The following is an 18165-nucleotide window of genomic DNA, read 5'->3' as shown; positions in this document are numbered from 1 at the left end:
AAAAAGCTACGCCTTTTCTGGCCCATGACCGCCGTAAAATTCAATTAACACCACGCCAAGCTGATCGGCCTCTTGTTCAATGATATCCAGAATATGCTCTGACTCCAGAAGCCGTTCAGATTCCGTCACCACCTCAAGGTGCTCCGATGTGACCCGATCGCCAAATAACATCAGCGCCATGTCGCCATGCTGCCGGGAAGACCACTGCAACCCATGAACATCCGGGTAAGCATGATAGATAGCGACGGAGTACTCCTGCGTAAATACATACTGTTCCGCCGGTGAATCAAGAAGCTCAGCGCGCTTTACTCCCATCTTGCGCAGCGTTTTAGGATTTAAATCCGCCAGATTTAGATCCAAAACGGGCTTTACGACGGAATGCACCTTCCCTTCCAGGCGCCCCAAATCAAAGGGGATGCCGGCCGAGTCAACGGGCAGGTCGTGAAAAACCGTTTCCATCACCGCAACAGCAGTGCTGGCGCCGCCATATAGCGTCGGTACGCCGTTGCGCATTGGACTAAAACGCGCGTTCCCCTGGCCTGGATTAAATTGCACCGCGGTGAAGTGCGCGGAGTGGATCCTGTAAATAGGTTTTCCGGCAGCCCAGGTGACAATATTGATCGCCAGCTTTTCTTTGGGGGCAGGAATACATCGTTCAACCTGCCCACTATCGTGCGAATCAGCCATGCGCGCCGCCATCCGCCTCAGCCTGCGCCGCCTTCAGCACCTGGCCGGGCATGGTTTTCAGGACATCTTTCGGCTTTTTGCCCGCCAGCCAGCTATTGGCTGAGCCGAACCAGATGGCTAATCCCCATGGCGTTTTCTTCTCACCAAATAATGCGATAACCTGTTTAACAACCGGTACCGGCCGGTATCCTTCATCCAGCGCATATCGCGGATACTGGTCTTTCCCATTCAGCTGCAAGGCAAATATCTTACCCGCGGATTTCCAGCGATTAGGTCCGGCGCTGGGATTGCTGTTTTTAAACTGCGCTTTATCCGAGAGCGCTTTTGCCGACAACCACTCGGAATCAGCCAAAATATGCGCGTTAAGTGCTTCGCGACGCTGTGAATTACGTTCCGTACGCATCTGCTTAGCGGATTTAAGCCCCCCTTCTGTAGAACGTTTATCCGCCTTCGGAACACGCGCGGTTTGACGTGTTCTTACGCCGGGTATCACAATCCCCATCGATGCGATAACGGCATTAACCGCAGCACTCATCGCGACTTTGAGGGTTTCATCAAACCCGGTGTGGTGTTCGCGGATATCCCCTAAATCAATCACTAAATACTCAGAATCGGCTCGCGTCGTCAGGGTGCGCAGCTCATCGCCGCTGACGGTTTTAATGTCAAAGAAGGATGCTTTACGGTTCGCGGTAGTGCTCTTTGCTGTCATCCCGCCCCTCCTTATTTTGGATATATTGGTTATATTCATTATATAACTAATATGCGTGTTGTCACCTGACATGAGCAAAATTTACGCTATTGCTGACACATTATCATTCCTGCTCGCTCTGGAGGCGGTTTCTCTGCCTTTGCGGAGACCGTCCCCTGGCGTGGCCATGGTAAGCCTGCCGGTAAATGACTAAACTGCATCTATCATTCGACTGTATTAGTCATCGGCAGGAGCGGATTGCATGAGAGTTAATGGACTTACCAAGGGATTTTTTATCCTTATTTTATTTATCGTCACTCTGGCGTTTTTTGATGTTCTTTCCCCCTACTACTCCGCAATCCTCTGGACCGCGATCCTGGCGGTGATCTTCAACCCGGTCAAAAACAAAATCCGTTCTCGGATGGGGGAACGTAATGGCATTGCAGCGCTACTGACTATCGTCATTATCTGTCTTATCGTATTTACCCCATTGGCCATCATCATTTCGTCGCTGGCCTTCGAGCTGAACGTGGTGTACACCAAACTACAGCATAACGACACTCAATTCCCGACTGTGGTCGCCAATCTGTTTGCCCACCTACCAGGCTGGGCCAGAAGCTTCCTCTCCGATCACCATCTCGATAGTGCGGAACAAATCCAGCAGCAACTGTCCGATGTCGCCCTCAAAGGCGGGCAGTATCTGGCCGGCAGCGCATTCCTGATTGGCAAAGGCACTTTCGGCTTTACCGTCAGCTTCGGTATTATGCTGTACCTGCTGTTTTTCCTGCTGAAAGACGGCCCATACCTGGTACTGCTGATCCTCGAGTCCTTACCGCTATCCGATTACGTGAAGCAGCACCTGTTCGCCAAATTCGCCGCGGTGGCGCGAGCGACGGTCAAAGGTACCGTTGCCGTCGCCCTGGCTCAGGGCGCGCTGGGCGGTTTTGCATTCTGGATCGCCGGACTCGATGGCAGCATTCTGTGGGGAGCGTTAATGGCGTTTCTGTCGCTAATCCCGGCGGTGGGTTCCGCCATTATCTGGGTACCGGCGGCAATTTACCTTTTCGCCACCGGGCAGTTGTGGCAAGGCGCGTTCATTGTCGGCTTCTTTGTTATCGTCATTGGATTGGTTGATAACATTCTGCGCCCCCTGCTGGTGGGGAAAGATACCAAAATGCCGGATTACCTCATTCTGATCGCCACGCTTGGCGGTATGGAAATTTACGGCATCAATGGATTCGTCATCGGCCCGCTGATTGCCGCGTTGTTTATCGCTTGCTGGAACCTGCTATCGGGTCGCGAGCATGCCGGTAATACCGACGAGATAGATGAAGAATTCATTGAGGAAGCCAAAAGTAGCCGGGATGAATAACATGACGCGCGGATCTACTTTACCAGTACATTTCACTATTCATATTGCAAATATTGGTAAATAACTCTTATCAATAAGCTTAATAATGCTAGTCTATTTTGGTTAGCCTCGATAAAAAAGGATGATCAACCGTGAAAAAAATCGCTACGTTTGCCGTTTCTCTGCTGGCCGTTGCCTGTGTTTCCACCAGCGCCTTAGCCGCTGAACAGCCGCTGGAAAAAGTGGCTCCGTTTCCGAAAGCGGAAAAAGGGATGAAACGTCAGGTGATTCAGCTGCCGCAGCAGCAGGACGAATCTGCGTTAAAAGTTGAACTGATGATTGGTCAGACGCTGGAAGTTGACTGTAACCATCACCGCCTGGGCGGACAGCTGGAAAGCAAAACCCTGGAAGGCTGGGGCTATGACTACTACGTCTTTGATAAAGTGACATCTCCGGTCTCCACCATGATGGCTTGCCCGGACGGTAAGAAAGAGAAGAAATTTGTCACTGCCGGTCTCGGTCATGATGGCTTGCTGCGCTACAACAGCAAGCTGCCGATCGTGGTTTACACTCCAGCCAACGTTGAAGTGAAATATCGTATCTGGAAAGCCGAAGAAACGATCGGTAATGCCGTTGAGCGTTAATCGCGACCATAATACGAAACGGCAGCCCAGAGGCTGCCGTTTTTGTTATAGCGCGATATCCGCCATCGGTTTGCCGCCGGTAAGCGGTTTAAGCTCGGCCTGCGGTACCTCATCGGCCGCCGTCGTCGGCTCATAGTGTAGCCCCAGCACTTCGCTGGTCCAGGCCATCGTCTGCTCGATTGCCGCCGCGTTGCCATCCAGGCGCATACCGTAGCTCGGCACGATCTCTTTCATCTTCGCCTGCCAGGCCGGTGTCTGAACTTTATCTTTAAAGACTTTTTCCAGCAGTTGCACCATGATCGGCGCAGCAGTAGACGCACCTGGAGAAGCGCCCAGCAGTGCGGCGACAGTACCTTCGTCATCGCACACCACTTCGGTACCGAGGCGCAGCACGCCGCCCTTCTTCTTATCACGCTTGATAATCTGTACACGCTGTCCAGCCTGCCACAGACGCCAATCTTCTTTCTGCGCTTCCGGATAGTATTCGCACAGCGCGGCATGGCGATCTTTATCTTTCTGCAGTACCTGGCTAATCAGGTATTTCACCAGATCGAAGTTATCCATTCCGACGTTAAGCATCGGCAGAATATTCGAGGTATTCGTCGAGGCCAGCAGATCCCAGAGCGAACCGTTTTTCAGGAAGCGGGTCGAGAATGTCGCGAATGGCCCAAACAGCACGACGCGTTTACCATCGATAATACGGGTATCGATATGCGGCACCGACATCGGCGGCGCGCCGACTTCCGCCTGACCGTAGACTTTCGCCAGGTGATGGTTAACCACTTCCGGGTTCTCGCATACCAGGAACTGACCGCCGACCGGGAAGCCCGCGTACTCTTTCGCCTGCGGAATACCGGTTTCCTGCAGCAGCGTCAACGCCGCGCCGCCAGCGCCGATAAAGATGAATTTGGTTTTGATCGTCCGCTTCTGGTGGCGGTTGTTGGCATCCGCCAGCGTCACCGTCCAGCTGTTGTCGGCATTGCGTTTAAAGCGGCGCACAACGGTACCTAGCTGAAGCGAGAAATTATGATGGGTCTGCAGCCCGGCAATCAGCTGGCGGGTGATCTCACCATAGTTAACGTCGGTGCCCATTTCGGTCCGCGTCGCCGCCACTTTTTGCTGCGGATCGCGCCCTTCCATCACCAGCGGCGCCCACTCTTTGATCTGTTGATGATCTTCAGAATAGCGAATACCGCGGAACAGTTCGCTCTGTTGCAGCGCCGCGTAACGCGCGCGCAGGAAGTTGACGTTATCTTCGCCCCACACAAAGCTCATGTGCGGCACGCTGTTAATAAAGGATTTCGGCTTAGTCAGGATGCCGCGGGTCACCTGGTGGGCCCAAAACTGACGAGAAATATGGAAGGACTCATTGATATCGACCGCTTTGTCGATATTGATTCCATTGGCGGTTTGCGGCGTATAGTTCAGCTCCATCAACGCCGCATGGCCGGTGCCCGCATTATTCCAGCCGTTCGAGCTTTCCTCAGCAACGCTGGTCATCTGCTCGACCATGGTAATAGACCAATCCGGCTCCAGCTCCTGCAGCCAGGTTCCCAACGTGGCGCTCATGATACCGCCGCCAATCAACAATACATCCGTCTCTTGCTCATGGCGGGTGTTGGTCCGATTTGTACTGGAACCAACCGCCTGTGAGCTGGGTACGGCCATCTTTTTCTTCATCGGATTTGAGCCTTACTTTTACTCGCTTTTTTATTTAGCGCAGGTGAAACGATTCTCGGGATCAAAGGTACCACCTGTGCTCAAAAATTTAAATATTGTTTAAATTTTAAGTTGAGTTTTGAGATCTGTTATAAAAATGTTTAATAAATGTGTACACAAAATCACTTTTTGTACTGGTATGATCATCATTTCCGCGTTATCATCCCCCGTTTTGTGATAGACCGCACGCAAGCGACGGCTCACTCGCATTCAACTTTTTTTATCATCTGCGAACTTTTTATGTCCCCAGTCTCCGACACTCTCTCGCCTGCACAGAGCAGCGAGATCCGCCACGTATTGCGTTCGCCCACGCTGATAACCCGTGAGACGCTGGCTGGCGTGCTGACCGCGCTGGCGCTTATCCCTGAAGTCATTTCGTTTTCGGTGATTGCCGGGGTTGACCCGCAGGTCAGTCTGATTGCCTCTGTGGTGCTCTGTCTGGCGATGTCGGTACTCGGCGGACGCCCGGCAATGGTGACTGCCGCGGCAGGTTCCGTCGCACTGGTGATTGGCCCGATGGTGCATCAGCACGGCGTTGGTTATATTCTGCCCGCTGTCATTTTCGCAGGTATTATTCAAATTTTGTTTGGGTTATGCGGCATGGCGCGGTTGATGCGTTTTATTCCGCAGCCGGTCATGACCGGTTTCGTTAACGCGCTCGGGATCCTCATTTTCTTCGCCCAGGTACCGCATTTCTGGAGCCATCAGCCGCTAATCGTCGGCTTGTTCGTCCTGACGCTGCTGATCGTACTGTGGGCGCCGCGCGTGATTAAGGCGATTCCGGCGCCACTGATTGCCATTGTGGTTCTCACTGTCTATACCGCCACGACCGGCCAACTGCTGCCGACCGTTGGCGATGAAGGGTCAATGAGCGGCGGTCTGCCAGGTTTCAATGCGCTGACCGTACCGCTGGACCTGACAACGCTGCAGATTATCTGGCCCTGCGCCCTGAGTATTGCCTTTGTCGGCCTGATGGAATCGCTGCTGACGGCAAAACTGGTTGATGATCTCACCCACACGCCATCAAACAAATCACGCGAGAGCGCAGGACTTGGTATCGCCAATATCCTCGCTGGCGGCTATGGTGGCATTGCTGGTTGCGCGATGATTGGTCAAACCATTGTCAACGTGGAGATGGGCAAAGCCCGCAGCCGCCTGTCTACGGTGATAGCCGGTTTGATTCTGCTGTTGCTGGTGACGGCGCTCAGCCAGGTGATGGCAAAGATCCCGATGGCGGTACTGGCCGGAGTGATGGTGATCGTGGCGGTGAAAACCTTTAGCTGGCATAGCATTCGGCCAGGCGAACTGGCGCGCAACCCATGGCCGGAAACGGTCGTGATGGTTGTGACTGTCGCCGCCACAGTCGGCACCGGCAATCTGGCGATCGGCGTGCTGGCGGGACTTATCGCCATGGCGCTGATCCCCCGCCGCCTGCGCGCAAAAGCGCAGACTACATCAGAAACAGCGTCGCCAGACCAAGGAAAATAAAGAAACCGCCGGTGTCGGTGATAGCGGTGATCATTACGCTGGAGCCGACCGCCGGGTCGCGCCCCAGCTTGACCATCACCATCGGAATAATGACGCCCATCATCGCCGCCATCAGCAGGTTAAGCATCATGGCCAACGTCATCACGCCGCCAAGCTGCGGGTCGTCATACAGCCACCAGGTGATGGCCCCCATAATCCCACCCCATACCAGACCGTTAATTAATGCCACCCCCATTTCACGCAAGATCAGGAAGGTAAAGCTGCCCGGTTGGATCTGCTGTAACGCCATCGCACGCACAATCATGGTGATCGTCTGATTGCCGGTATTACCGCCGATCCCGGCGACAATCGGCATCAGCGAGGCCAGCGCGACGAGTTGCGAGATTGTATATTCAAAACCATCGATCACCCGCGAGGCGATAAACGCCGTACATAGGTTGACCGCCAGCCACGCCCAGCGCGTTTTAACCGCTTTGCTGACCGGCGCAAAGACGTCATCGGCGTCGCTCAGGCCGCCCATTCGGCGCAGGTCGTTATCGGTCTCTTCATAAACCACATCGACGATTTCATCGATGGTCAAACGCCCCATCAACTTCCCGTCGGCATCGATCACCGCCGCACTGAGTAAGTCGTCACGTTCAAAGGTACGGGCGACTTTTTCCGCCTCTTCCTGCGGTTGGAAGGTGACCGGATCGCCTTCCATCACATCGCCGACGCGTTTTTGCGCATCATTGAGCAGAATGGTTTGCAGCTCCAGCTCGCCCAGCAGTAGCTTATTGCGGGTCGTGACGAACAGTTTATCGGTGTTTTCCGGCATTTTACCCAGCCGGCGCAGGTAACGTTGCACCGCCGCCAGCGTCGCTTCCGGGCGCACGGTGATCACCTCAAACTCCATGATCGCGCCGACGGTGTTATCGGCGTAGCGCATCATCTGGCGAATGCGCGCCCGCTTGTCCGGCGAGAGCGTCGCCAACAGTCGGCCGGTTAAATCACGCGGCAGATGCTGCAGCAGATAAACCTGCTCATCAATATCCAGCGATTGCAGGGCAAAAATCAGGTCATGGTCGCTCATCTTGTCGATGAGATCGCCCCAGACGTTTTCTGAGGCTTCCAGCAGCACTTCGCCGCGTTTGTCCTCTGCGACCAGTCCCCACAGCGCCGTTCGCGCATCGTAAGGCAGCGCTTCAAGGGTATCGGCAAGATCCGGCGGCGGTAGATGCGATACCAGCACTTCCACTTCCGCGAGATCATCAGCCAGCGTGCCGTCGTCATAACGTTCCGCGAGAGTGAGCTTCCCCAGCAGCGCGGAGGTGACGGCCTTATCAGTACTCAACAACCAGATCAGGCGGGCACGTTCTTCGTCACGTAATCGGGCGCTTTTTTTATGCAAAACGGACATCGCTCAGGCAATCCTTGTGAGAATGGAAGTCGACCAGGATGGCCGGAGCCATAAGCATAGCGCGAGGAGGAAGAAATAATAACCGTCATCAATCCATCTGCCGTAAAAACCAGCAATACGGTAGGTTGATAGTCGCTCCCGGAAGGAACATTCCCGGTCAGAAGCCGTCGGCCTGACCGGGGAATACAACCGTGGTTTAAGCCGTGCGCGCGACCGCATCGCGGGTCGCTAGCTCACGCTCCTCGCCGACAAGTTCGCTAAGCTTGCCGTCACGCATCTCCAGCAAGCGGTCGGCATGCTGGAAGTAGTGGTCGTCATGGCTGATAGCAAACACGGTTTTTCCCATTTTCTGCATCAGCGGCAACAGCACCTGATAGAATTCGCGGCGGAAATGCGGATCCTGATCGGCGGCCCACTCATCAAGCAGAATGATATCCCGTTCTTCGGCCAGCGCCAGCAGCAACGCGACGCGCTTTTTCTGCCCCTTCGAGAGCTTAAGATCGCGTATTTTTCCCGCATCCAGCTGCAGCTTATGATCCATTTTCAGCAATGACAGCCACTTCTCCACCAGTGCCGGATCGGCCGCCTCGCCTTTCGGTCCCAACAAACGATCAAACAACCAGACATCGGTAAATACGGCGGAAAACAGCTTACGGTAATCTTCCGGTTTGTCCGCCGCCAGCGGTTGACCATCGAGCAGGATCTGCCCGGAAACCGGCTGATATAGCCCGGTCAGCAGCATTGCCAGCGTTGATTTTCCGCTCCCGTTGCCGCCAATCAGGAATACCAACTCGCCGCGTTTGAGGGTCAGATTAACCGGCCCGACGGCGAAGCTATTATCCGGGTAGCGGAACGCAACGTCGCGCAATTCCAGCGTTTGCCAGTGCGGATGCGCCTGCGGCTCCGGAAACTCGGCGCGATACGGCGCCAGCGCAAACTGGTGCAGTTTGTTGAACGCCACCTGCGCGCTAAGTAGCGTTGGTAGCGCCCCCACTGCCGACAGCAGCGGCGTGCGCAGGAACAGCAGCGTCAGCGAATAAGTCGCCGCCACGGCGGTATTGGCCCATCCGAGGCCGTTAGCCATCCAGAACACCAACCCGATAGCGCCGAGCATCATAATATTCGACCAGTTGACTGCGCTGAGGTGGAAGGTATCGGCGCGAATAATATGGTGGCGGTAGTCGCGGGCATCCGGCAGATACAGTTGATTAAAGACATATTCGGCACGTTCGCGGTTCAGGGTCAGCTCTTTTCGCCCTTCCAGCACCGTCTGGTAATCATGATACAGCTTGTCCTCAGTCTCTCGCAGCGTCGCCATATGTTTATAGACCCGCGCCACCAGCACAAAACCGCCCCAGATGGTCAATGCCATCCATAAAGCGGTCACCAGCATCATTTTGCCGGATAGAAACGCCAGATAGGCGGCGGAACCGAAGGTCAGGATAATCCCCTGCACCAACTCTGGCAGACGCACAAAGGCGATGGTGATATTACGCACGTCGCTGGTTAACCCCGCCAACAGCGACGCGCTGCCAATTTTGTCGACCTTCTCAATTTGGGTATCGAGAATGCGTTTGATAAATTCGCCACGCAGACGATAAACAAAATGGTGACCCAGCGTGGTTAATGCCAGCTGGGAGCCGAGCGTCACCGCCATCAACAGGAGTAGTAATCCGAGAAATTCCGGTAGTACGGTAAGTGAAGTATCGACAAGGGTAATCAGACGCAGGTTAATAAAGGCGATGAGCCCGATACCTAACGCCGCGCTGAGCAGGCTCAGCGCCATGACGGCAATAAACGGCCAGCGATACTGGCGCCAAACAAGAACAAGTAATTCCATAAGCCACAATCCGGACAAGCAAACAGCCAGCAGTTTAAACGGCTTACTGGCGACAGCAAGAATAATTCTTATTTTTATTCTTGCTAACAGCCCGCCCGGCGGAAAGTGAGGTTGTAGCGATACGCGCCGGTTAGCGGATGCTCTCCGGGCTTCAGCGGCTGAATACCATGATAAAAGAGGCGCGATTCGCCCCCCCACACCACCACATCGCCATGCTCCAGTAACATTCGGCGCAACGGATCGTTACGCCGCAGTCCGCCAAACTGAAACACCGCGGGCAGTCCCAGCGACACCGACACGATGGGCGCGCGTAAATCACGCTCGTCTTTATCCTGATGAAGCGAGAGTTTAGCCCCCGGCGGATAACGGTTAATCAGGCAGGCATCCGGAGCAAAGCGCAAATAACCCGCCGCCTGCGCCGCCTCAGCTGCCAGTTGCTGAAAGAGCGCAGGCATTGCTGGCCAACGTTTGCCGGTCAGCGGATCGTCCGGCGCATAGAGATAACCGTGTATATCGGTCGTCCAACCGAGCCCACCGCAGTTGGTCATCGCCACCGACATGGTATAACCGCCCGGCGTCACCATCTGGCGAAACGGCGAACCGCTCGCGACATCGGCTATCGCCTGCAGCAACGCTGGCGCACGCTGATGAGCAAAGCGGCGTAAAATAACCGCCCCGGGAGCCAGCGGCTCCTGCCAGGGCGGCGAATCGGCAAACAGATCGAGCATTATTTCTCCCGCCATTTCGCTTCCCGGGCGAGCAGCAGCGCTTTACGTTCGCTTCCCCAACGATAACCAGAGAGCGCCCCGCTCTCGCGTACCACCCGGTGGCAGGGGATCACTATCGCCAGCTTATTAGCGGCGCAAGCCCCGGCAACCGCCCTGACGGCGCGAGGTTGACCAATACTTTGCGCCACCTCGCGGTAGCTGCGGGTTTCGCCTGCCGGGATCTGGCGCAGGGCTTGCCAGACGCGCTGCTGAAACGCGGTACCGCGGATGTCCAACGGCAAATTAACCGCCTGCTGCGGGTTATCCAGATGCATAAACACCTGCGCGACCCGCTCGGCAACGGCGCCGTCTCCCTTCTGCAAACGGGCCCCCGGGAACAGGCTAACCAGCTCGGTATATAACACGTTGTCATTCTCGCCCAGTAACACAGCGCAGACGCCGCGTTCGCTTAACGCCACCAGGCAGCGGCCAGCGGCGGAATCGCCGCATACCCAACTAATCGTCATATTTTCTCCGCCGCGTTTAAACTGGCGGGCGGTCATACCCAGCGCATCATCCGCCTTGCGATAATAACTACCGGAATCAGGAAAACCAGCCGCCAGCGCCGCATCGGTGACGCTCTCGCCATGGCTGAGCGCTTCGCGCAAGCGACGCGCGCGCCAGGCTTGCTGCCAGGCCTTTGGCGTTACGCCGGTCACGGATTTGAACAGACGGTGAAAATGAAACGGGCTGACCGCCAGCTGCTGCGCCAGCGCTTCCAGCGTCACCGGCGTTTCCTGTTCCAGCAGACGGCAAGCGGCGGCAACTTTTGCCACCCGCTGCCGTTCCGGGTCGATTTTATCCGGCTGGCAGCGTTTACAAGGACGGAATCCCGCCGCCTGCGCTGCTGCAACATCAGGATAAAAACGGACGTTTTCCCGCAGCGCTCGCCGTGAATGGCATGAGGGGCGACAGCAGACGCCGGTGGTCAACACGGCGAACACGAATTGCCCGTCGGCGCTGGCGTCACGTTCACAGACCGCCTGCCAGCGGCGGTCGTCATTATTAATGTCGGCAATCATCGGTTTCATATCGGGCTCCTGCTTTAAGTGTATCCTCACTCTGCGCCTTGCTCCGATCTAAAAAACTGCGCTTCTTGCTTTTTAATTCTGTTCGCCGACCAGGAAAGTACGGAATTGCGGCGACATCCAGGTTTTAAAGCCATCGCCCTCTTTGACAATCATATAAACCGCCAGCCCTTGCTCGCGCACCACCTCTTGCGCTTTTTCCGGCCCTAAGACCATCAACCCGGTATCCCAACCGTCGGCCTCAAGCGCCGTCGGGGCGATCACCGTCACCGAAACGAGCTTATGGTTAATGGGATGCCCGGTTTGCGGGTCGATAACGTGGGAGATACGCTTGCCGTCCAGTTCGTAGTAGTTGCGATAGCTGCCCGAGGTACTGATACCGTGACCATTGATATCGACAATCACCTGTACCGCATTCTCGCGGTCGGTCGGTTTCTGAATCGCCACCCGCCACGGTTTATCATCGCCGTTCATCCCGCGACTGACCAGCGCGCCGCCGACCGATACCAGGTAACGGGCGATCCCTTCCTGCTCCATCAGACGTGCCAGATGATCGGCGGCATAACCCTCGCCGACGGTGGAAAGGTCGACAAATAGATCAGGTATATCTTTTTGCAGATATTGTTTATCAGCGCGGTTGATCACCGTCAGATGTTGCAGGCCCGTGCGCGCTTTTGCCTCTGCGATCTGCTGCGGGGTTGGTGTTTTGACCGGCTGCTTGTCCGGGCCGAACCCCCACAGGTTCACCAGCGGACCAACGGTGATATCCATTGCGCCTGCGGTTTTCGCGCCGATGCGCAGCGACATGCTCACGATATCGGCCATCGCTTCACTCACCGGCCAGGGTTCAGTGGTGGCGGCATGGTTGAAACGCATCAGCGCAGAATCATTTTTCCAGGTGGAGAGCAGGCGATCGTCGGCATCAAGCTGCGCCTGGACGGCGTTGCGCAGGTCATCAGCCTTTGCCGGATCAAGGCCAATCACGCTGACCCGCCAGTAGGTGCCCATCGTTTTGCCATCCAGCACGGTAGCGACGGATGTTGGCGTAGCCGGCGAGGTGGCGGAATCACAGCCGGTCAGTAGAACGCAGATGCCGAAAAAAGCAGCGCGGAAAAAAGGGGTATCCATAAATGCAGGCTCCTGTTGCAAAGGCAGCCAGAGTATACCAGCGAGGTTAAACCGGGCATAAAAAAAGGCGCCCAAAGGCGCCTTTTTTAACACATTAAGTTGCTTAGAACTGGTAAACCAGGCCCAGGGCAACAACGTCGTCGGTAGAGATACCGGCATCGCGGGTGAAGTTTTTGTCATCCAGCAGGTTGATTTTGTAATCAACGTAGGTAGACATGTTTTTGTTGAAGTAGTAGGTCGCACCCAGGTCAACATATTTCAGGATGTCCTGATCGCCGTAGCGGCCCATGTCTTTACCTTTAGACTGCAGGTAAGCCACGGACGGACGCAGGCCGAAGTCGAACTGGTACTGAGCAACCACTTCGAAGTTCTGCGCTTTGTTAGCAAAACCGATGTTGCCGGTACGGGTTGCGTTGTAAGTCTGGGTGTACTGAGTCGCCAGGTAGATGTTGTTGGCGTCATATTTCAGACCACCGGTGTAGGTTTCAGCGTGGTCGCCTTCGCCCAGAACGCGACGAGAAACACCGTTGGAGTCAACGTAACGAGTGTTAACGCTGTTCTGTTCGTCGGTACGTTTAGAGGTAGAGTACGCGAAACCAGCGCTAATACCTTCCCAGATATCATAAGTCACGGAGGTGCCGAAGCCTTCGCCGTTCTGTTTCTGGAAGCCGCGACCGTTGTTGGTCATGTCTTCGCCGCTGACGCTGCCGTTTTTACCCTGGTACTGCAGAGCAAAGTTCAGGCCGTCAACCAGACCGAAGAAGTCAGAGTTACGGTAGGTAGCAACGCCGTTAGCACGGGACTGCAGGAAGTTGTCGGAACCGTAGGTGTCACCGCCGAATTCCGGCAGAACGTCGGTCCAGGAAGTTACGTCGTAAACAACGCCGTAGTTACGACCGTAGTCGAAAGAACCGGCATCGCCGAATTTCAGACCAGCGAATGCCAGACGAGTCCACGCCTGATCGCTGGAGCTTTCGGTGTTGTTCGCCTGAACGTTGTATTCCCACTGGCCGTAACCGGTCAGTTGGTCATTGATCTGGGTTTCGCCTTTCACGCCGATACGCATGTAGGTCTGGTCGCCGTCAACGCTCTTGTCGTCGGAGAAGTAGTGCAGACCGTCGATTTTACCGTACAGGTCTAATTTGTTGCCGTCTTTGTTATAAATTTCAGCCGCATTTGCTGCGCCCGCTACCAGCAGTGCTGGTACCAGGAGGGACAGTACTTTAACTTTCATGTTATTAACCCTCTGTTTGTTATATGCCTTTTATTATTGCCACTGCTTACTGATTACCCTTCTAATCAGTCGGCTGTATTCATTGTGCTGCAAAATGCAGAATAATCCAACAAGAATATGATACGAAAACTTCTAAGGTGTTTCAAAGTACCCACAAGATGTTTCAATTTGTAAATCTCAAGGAACTTTTTGAACGAAATAAAGGTCGCCAAAATAAGCACCAAAAATCAAAAAAATAATATTTCACTTTAAAATCAGTATATTGAAATGCGATAATTCTATAGCACTGAATGGTAAAACAAAATTCTCCCCAGAGACTAAAATAATCCTCGCTATCATCATTAACTTTATTTATTACCGTCATTCAGTTCTGAATGTCTGTTTACCCCTATTTCAACCGGATGCTTCGCATCCGGTTTTTTTTACCCTTCTTTACGTAACTTTAATTACACCGTGCTACCGCAGATAAAAAATAACGACTATTAATCAATCAATTCCGGTTAAAAATTAACCCACCCTATCAGTTTCTTGTTTTTTCGTGCTATTCACCTGCAACAAATGCCAGATAATTGTACAAAATCAATTCCGCTGTACATATTCAGAATCAGCCCCGTTTTGAGACAAATCTCAGCATGAAAAGATCCCTACGCGGCAATCTATTGTATGGATTTGCCGCGTTAACCTTTATACTTCTTCGCAGTATTCGTTGTGCTACCCATCGCCATGGCGCAACATCCTGTTTACAAACACTACTGAGTCGCTCTGCCACACGATGACCAAAAAAAAATTCTCCCTGATCCCCGGCAGCATTACCCGATTCTTCATTTTGATGGTTATCGTCCTGCTCGCGACGATGGGCGTGATGATCCAAAGCTCGGTCAATGCCTGGTTAAAAGATAAGAGCTATCAGGTGGTTGATATCAACCACGCTTTGCATAAACGCATCGATGCCTGGCGTTACGCCACCTGGCAGATTTACGACAATATCGCCGCCACCAGTTCCAGTACCTCAAGCGATGGCCTGCAAGAAACGCGACTGAAACAGGATGTCTACTACCTGGAAAAACCGCGACGCAAGACCGAAGCGCTGATTTTCGGCTCGCATGACAGCTCTACGCTGGAGATGACGCAGAAGATCTCGAACTACCTCGATATTTTGTGGGGTGCGGAAACCATTCCCTGGTCGATGTATTACCTCAATGGTCTGGATAATAGTCTGATTCTGGTCTCTACCCTGCCGCTGAAAGATTTGTCCTCGAGTTTTAAAGAGTCGACAATCAGCAACGTGGTGGAATCCCGTCGCGCCGAAATGCTGCTGCAGGCAAACACACTGGACGAGCGGGAAACGTTCTCTTCTCTGCGCCGCCTGACCTGGCAAAACGGCCACTACTTCACCCTGCGCACCACCTTTAATCAGCCGGGCCACCTGGCGACGGTAGTCGCCTTCGATCTCCCGATAAACGATCTTATTCCACCGAGCATGTCGCTGGATAGCTTCCGTCTTGAGCCAGATCCGGCGCAAAATGTCAGCAACAGCCCGGATAAAGAAACAGCGGATAACGTCAGCATTAACTTTAACGGTCTGCGCATTGAAATCAGCACCACCATCAACACCACCGGCATGCGGTTAATATGGGTCGTGCCGTTCAGTACCCTGATGATAGAATCCCTGCAGAATATTTTACTGCCGCTGCTGCTGACCATTGGTCTGCTGGCATTGACCCTGTTTGGCTTCACCACCTTCCGCAACTTTAGCGGCCGCCGCGCTTCGGGCGGTGTTAGCGCAGCCCCGACTGCCGCCAATAGCGAACTCCGCGCGCAGCGTGCAATAAATGAAGAGATTGTCTCCCTGCTGCCGTTGGGTCTGCTGGTTCACGACCAGGAAGCCAACCGCACCATTATTAGCAACCCGATTGCCGATCACCTACTGCCGCACCTGAACCTGCAGAACATCACCAATATGGCCGACCAGCACCAGGGGGTCATTCAAGCGACGATCAACAACGAGCTGTATGAAATTCGTCAGTACCGCAGCCAGGTCGCGCCGCGCACGCAGATTCTGATTATTCGCGATCAGGACAGAGAAGTGCTGGTCAACAAAAAACTTAAGCAAGCCCAACGCTTATACGAAAAGAATCAGCAGGGCCGCATCGCCTTTATGCAAAATATCGGCTCTGCGCTGAAGGATCCGGCGCGCGCGCTGGCGCAGGAAGCCGCGGCCATTGGCATCGCTGAAAGCCGTAAGCTGGCGCAACATGCCGATGAACTGGTTCAGCTGGTCGATGAAATTCAGTTGGCGAATTTGCTCGAGAGCGATGCCTGGAAGAGTACCCCAGGCCTGTTCTCCATTCAGGGCTTAATAGATGAAGTGGTGCCTGAAGTCCTACCGATGGTGAAACGTAAAGGACTCCAGTTGCTGATCAACAATGCGCTACCGGCCAATGAGCAGCGCTATGGCGATCGCGATGCGCTGCGCCGCACGCTACTGCTGCTGATCCAGTACTCCATCACCACCACCCAAATGGGTAAAATTACCCTTGAGGTGAGCAAAGACGAATCTGCCGACGAGCGCCTGACTTTCCGTATCCTTGATACCGGCAATGGCGTGAGCGGCAATGAAATCGATAATATGCACTTCCCGTTCCTCAACGAAACGCAAGCCGACCAGTATGGTAAGGCGAACGCCCTCACCTTCTGGCTGTGCGACCGTTTAACCCGTAAGCTTGGCGGGCAGCTGAATATTAAAGCGCGGGAATCATTGGGTACCCGCTATTCGTTGCACCTCAAAATGGCGGCCAGCGAGGAAGAAAGCAGTTCTGGCGAGCATCTGTTGGACGATGTCATCACGATGATCGACATTACCGCCAATGAAGTGCGCCGCATTGTGGTACGCCAGTTAGAGAGTTGGGGGGCGACCTGCATTACCCCGGATGAACGACTCGCAAGTCAAGAGTATGATCTCTTTTTAACTGATAATCCGTCTAATCTTACTGCTTCGGGCTTGCTTTTAAGCGATGATGAGGATGGGATACGCAAAATTGGCCCTGGTCAGTTGAGCGTCAATTTTAATATCAGCACTGCTATGCAGGAAGCTATCCTGCAGCTGATTGAGCAGCAGCTGGCGCAAGAAGAGGTTCAGCCCTCCTCAACTGGAAATGAGGGGAATGCGGAACTCCATGCCAGCGGCTATTACGCGCTGTTTGCCGACACGGTACCGGATGATGTTCAGAGATTGTATACTGAATTCACCACCAGCGATTTTGCTGCGCTGGCGCAGACCGCTCACCGCCTCAAAGGGGCGTTTGCAATGCTTAATTTGATACCCGGCAAACAGTTATGTGAAGCGCTTGAGCATCTGATTCATGAACGAGATGCCCAAGGTATAGAAAAATACATCAGCGACATTGACGGTTACGTCAAGAGCTTGCTGTAGCAAGGTAGCCTAATACATGAACAATATGAACGTAATTATTGCTGATGACCATCCGATCGTACTGTTCGGTATTCGCAAGTCACTTGAGCAGATCGAGTGGGTGAATGTTGTTGGCGAATTTGAAGATTCCACAGCCCTGATTAACAACCTTCCTAAACTTGACGCGCACGTTCTGATTACCGATTTGTCGATGCCAGGCGACAAATACGGTGATGGGATCACGTTGATCAAATACATCAAACGCCATTTCCCGGAACTGTCGATCATTGTTCTGACCATGAACAACAACCCGGCAATCCTGAGCGCGGTGTTGGATCTCGATATTGAAGGGATCGTGCTGAAACAAGGCGCACCGACCGATCTCCCGAAAGCGCTGGCCGCGCTGCAGAAAGGTAAAAAATTCACTCCGGAAAGCGTTTCCCGCCTGCTGGAAAAAATCAGCGCCGGTGGTTACGGCGACAAACGCCTGTCGCCGAAAGAGAGTGAAGTCCTGCGTCTGTTCGCTGAAGGCTTCCTGGTCACCGAGATCGCCAAAAAGCTGAACCGCAGCATCAAGACCATCAGTAGCCAGAAGAAATCGGCCATGATGAAGTTGGGCGTCGAGAATGATATCGCGCTGCTGAACTACCTCTCATCCGTTTCTCTCACTTCAACGGATAAAGAGTAATTCACCTTTCCCGGATGGCGGCCTGCCGCCGTTTCCGGGCTATCCTGCATTTCCCCAACCCCGGCAAGCCTCACCGCCTCCCGGGGAGATAG

The 18165-nt window shown here is 54.0% G+C and carries 14 protein-coding genes; 5 read left to right on the top strand and 9 right to left on the bottom strand.

Translation table 11 applies throughout. From position 1 onward, the window contains the following. Positions 1-6 precede the first annotated feature (6 nt). Together PYR66_07350 and PYR66_07345 are read right to left on the bottom strand one after the other, a co-directional pair. Positions 7-687 (bottom strand): RES family NAD+ phosphorylase, encoded by a 681-nt coding sequence (locus tag PYR66_07350; protein WEF29519.1) that lies wholly within the window; start codon positions 685-687, stop codon positions 7-9. After that, entirely contained in the window at positions 680-1396 is a 717-nt protein-coding gene (locus PYR66_07345) for an integrase (protein ID WEF29518.1), read from the bottom strand. Before PYR66_07345 ends, PYR66_07350 begins: the two co-directional genes overlap by 8 nt. Before the next feature lie 241 nt (positions 1397-1637). Between PYR66_07345 and PYR66_07340 the strand changes: the two genes are divergently transcribed. Next, complete coding sequence (locus PYR66_07340) at positions 1638-2747, top strand: AI-2E family transporter (protein WEF29517.1); 1110 nt, start codon at positions 1638-1640, stop codon at positions 2745-2747. A gap of 131 nt (positions 2748-2878) precedes the next feature. Then, positions 2879-3370 (top strand): serine protease inhibitor ecotin, encoded by a 492-nt coding sequence (eco, locus tag PYR66_07335; protein ID WEF29516.1) that lies wholly within the window; start codon positions 2879-2881, stop codon positions 3368-3370. A gap of 45 nt (positions 3371-3415) precedes the next feature. Here eco and mqo read toward each other — a convergent pair whose 3' ends face one another. Beyond that, the gene (gene mqo, locus PYR66_07330; GenBank protein WEF29515.1) at positions 3416-5050 is read right to left on the bottom strand and encodes a malate dehydrogenase (quinone); all 1635 of its coding nucleotides are present in this window, start codon (positions 5048-5050) and stop codon (positions 3416-3418) included. Between the two features lie 279 nt (positions 5051-5329). Here mqo and PYR66_07325 point away from each other — a divergent pair, with 279 nt between their 5' ends. Beyond that, complete coding sequence (locus tag PYR66_07325; protein WEF29514.1) at positions 5330-6577, top strand: SulP family inorganic anion transporter; 1248 nt, start codon at positions 5330-5332, stop codon at positions 6575-6577. Here PYR66_07325 and mgtE read toward each other — a convergent pair. The 6 genes from mgtE to PYR66_07295 form a co-directional block, all read right to left on the bottom strand. Then, complete coding sequence (mgtE, locus tag PYR66_07320) at positions 6540-7976, bottom strand: magnesium transporter (GenBank protein ID WEF29513.1); 1437 nt, start codon at positions 7974-7976, stop codon at positions 6540-6542. The genes PYR66_07325 and mgtE overlap by 38 nt on opposite strands. A 196-nt stretch (positions 7977-8172) precedes the next feature. Further along, a complete protein-coding gene (locus PYR66_07315; protein ID WEF29512.1) occupies positions 8173-9816 on the bottom strand; it encodes a multidrug ABC transporter permease/ATP-binding protein in 1644 nt (547 codons plus the stop codon). Positions 9817-9899: 83 nt separating this feature from the next. Continuing rightward, positions 9900-10544, bottom strand: a complete 645-nt coding sequence (gene alkB, locus PYR66_07310; protein ID WEF30376.1) for a DNA oxidative demethylase AlkB — start codon at positions 10542-10544, stop codon at positions 9900-9902. Continuing rightward, positions 10544-11614 carry a bifunctional DNA-binding transcriptional regulator/O6-methylguanine-DNA methyltransferase Ada gene (gene ada / locus PYR66_07305; protein ID WEF29511.1) on the bottom strand — a complete coding sequence of 357 codons (1071 nt, stop codon included), beginning with the start codon at positions 11612-11614 and terminating at the stop codon, positions 10544-10546. The genes alkB and ada overlap by 1 nt, the downstream gene beginning before the upstream one ends. 72 nt (positions 11615-11686) lie before the next feature. Then, positions 11687-12739, bottom strand: coding sequence for an FAD:protein FMN transferase ApbE (gene apbE / locus PYR66_07300; protein ID WEF29510.1), 1053 nt, complete (start codon positions 12737-12739; stop codon positions 11687-11689). Between the two features lie 103 nt (positions 12740-12842). After that, on the bottom strand, positions 12843-13973 hold the full coding sequence (locus PYR66_07295) for a porin OmpC (protein WEF29509.1): 1131 nt from the start codon (positions 13971-13973) through the stop codon (positions 12843-12845). 772 nt (positions 13974-14745) lie between these two features. On the opposite strand from PYR66_07295, the gene rcsD reads away from it, so the two are divergent. Both rcsD and rcsB read left to right on the top strand, forming a co-directional pair. Further along, entirely contained in the window at positions 14746-17406 is a 2661-nt protein-coding gene (gene rcsD, locus PYR66_07290; protein WEF29508.1) for a phosphotransferase RcsD, read from the top strand. A gap of 16 nt (positions 17407-17422) precedes the next feature. Further along, complete coding sequence (gene rcsB / locus PYR66_07285) at positions 17423-18073, top strand: response regulator transcription factor RcsB (protein WEF29507.1); 651 nt, start codon at positions 17423-17425, stop codon at positions 18071-18073. The last annotated feature ends 92 nt before the right edge of the window (positions 18074-18165 follow it).

Origin of the sequence: Klebsiella aerogenes, assembly GCA_029027985.1 — a bacterium.
GTDB classification, from domain to species: domain Bacteria; phylum Pseudomonadota; class Gammaproteobacteria; order Enterobacterales; family Enterobacteriaceae; genus Klebsiella; species Klebsiella aerogenes_A.
This window is presented reverse-complemented; position numbering and strand designations above follow the sequence as displayed.

What these genes read in the sequence shown, in the direction of transcription:
- PYR66_07350 (WEF29519.1), bottom strand. Translation starts at nt 687, where the DNA reads ATGGCTGATTCGCACGATAGTGGGCAGGTTGAACGATGTATTCCTGCC.
- PYR66_07345 (WEF29518.1), bottom strand. Translation starts at nt 1,396, where the DNA reads ATGACAGCAAAGAGCACTACCGCGAACCGTAAAGCATCCTTCTTTGAC.
- PYR66_07340 (WEF29517.1), top strand. Translation starts at nt 1,638, where the DNA reads ATGAGAGTTAATGGACTTACCAAGGGATTTTTTATCCTTATTTTATTT.
- mqo (WEF29515.1), bottom strand. Translation starts at nt 5,050, where the DNA reads ATGAAGAAAAAGATGGCCGTACCCAGCTCACAGGCGGTTGGTTCCAGT.
- PYR66_07325 (WEF29514.1), top strand. Translation starts at nt 5,330, where the DNA reads ATGTCCCCAGTCTCCGACACTCTCTCGCCTGCACAGAGCAGCGAGATC.
- mgtE (WEF29513.1), bottom strand. Translation starts at nt 7,976, where the DNA reads ATGTCCGTTTTGCATAAAAAAAGCGCCCGATTACGTGACGAAGAACGT.
- PYR66_07315 (WEF29512.1), bottom strand. Translation starts at nt 9,816, where the DNA reads ATGGAATTACTTGTTCTTGTTTGGCGCCAGTATCGCTGGCCGTTTATT.
- alkB (WEF30376.1), bottom strand. Translation starts at nt 10,544, where the DNA reads ATGCTCGATCTGTTTGCCGATTCGCCGCCCTGGCAGGAGCCGCTGGCT.
- ada (WEF29511.1), bottom strand. Translation starts at nt 11,614, where the DNA reads ATGAAACCGATGATTGCCGACATTAATAATGACGACCGCCGCTGGCAG.
- apbE (WEF29510.1), bottom strand. Translation starts at nt 12,739, where the DNA reads ATGGATACCCCTTTTTTCCGCGCTGCTTTTTTCGGCATCTGCGTTCTA.
- PYR66_07295 (WEF29509.1), bottom strand. Translation starts at nt 13,973, where the DNA reads ATGAAAGTTAAAGTACTGTCCCTCCTGGTACCAGCACTGCTGGTAGCG.
- rcsD (WEF29508.1), top strand. Translation starts at nt 14,746, where the DNA reads ATGACCAAAAAAAAATTCTCCCTGATCCCCGGCAGCATTACCCGATTC.
- rcsB (WEF29507.1), top strand. Translation starts at nt 17,423, where the DNA reads ATGAACAATATGAACGTAATTATTGCTGATGACCATCCGATCGTACTG.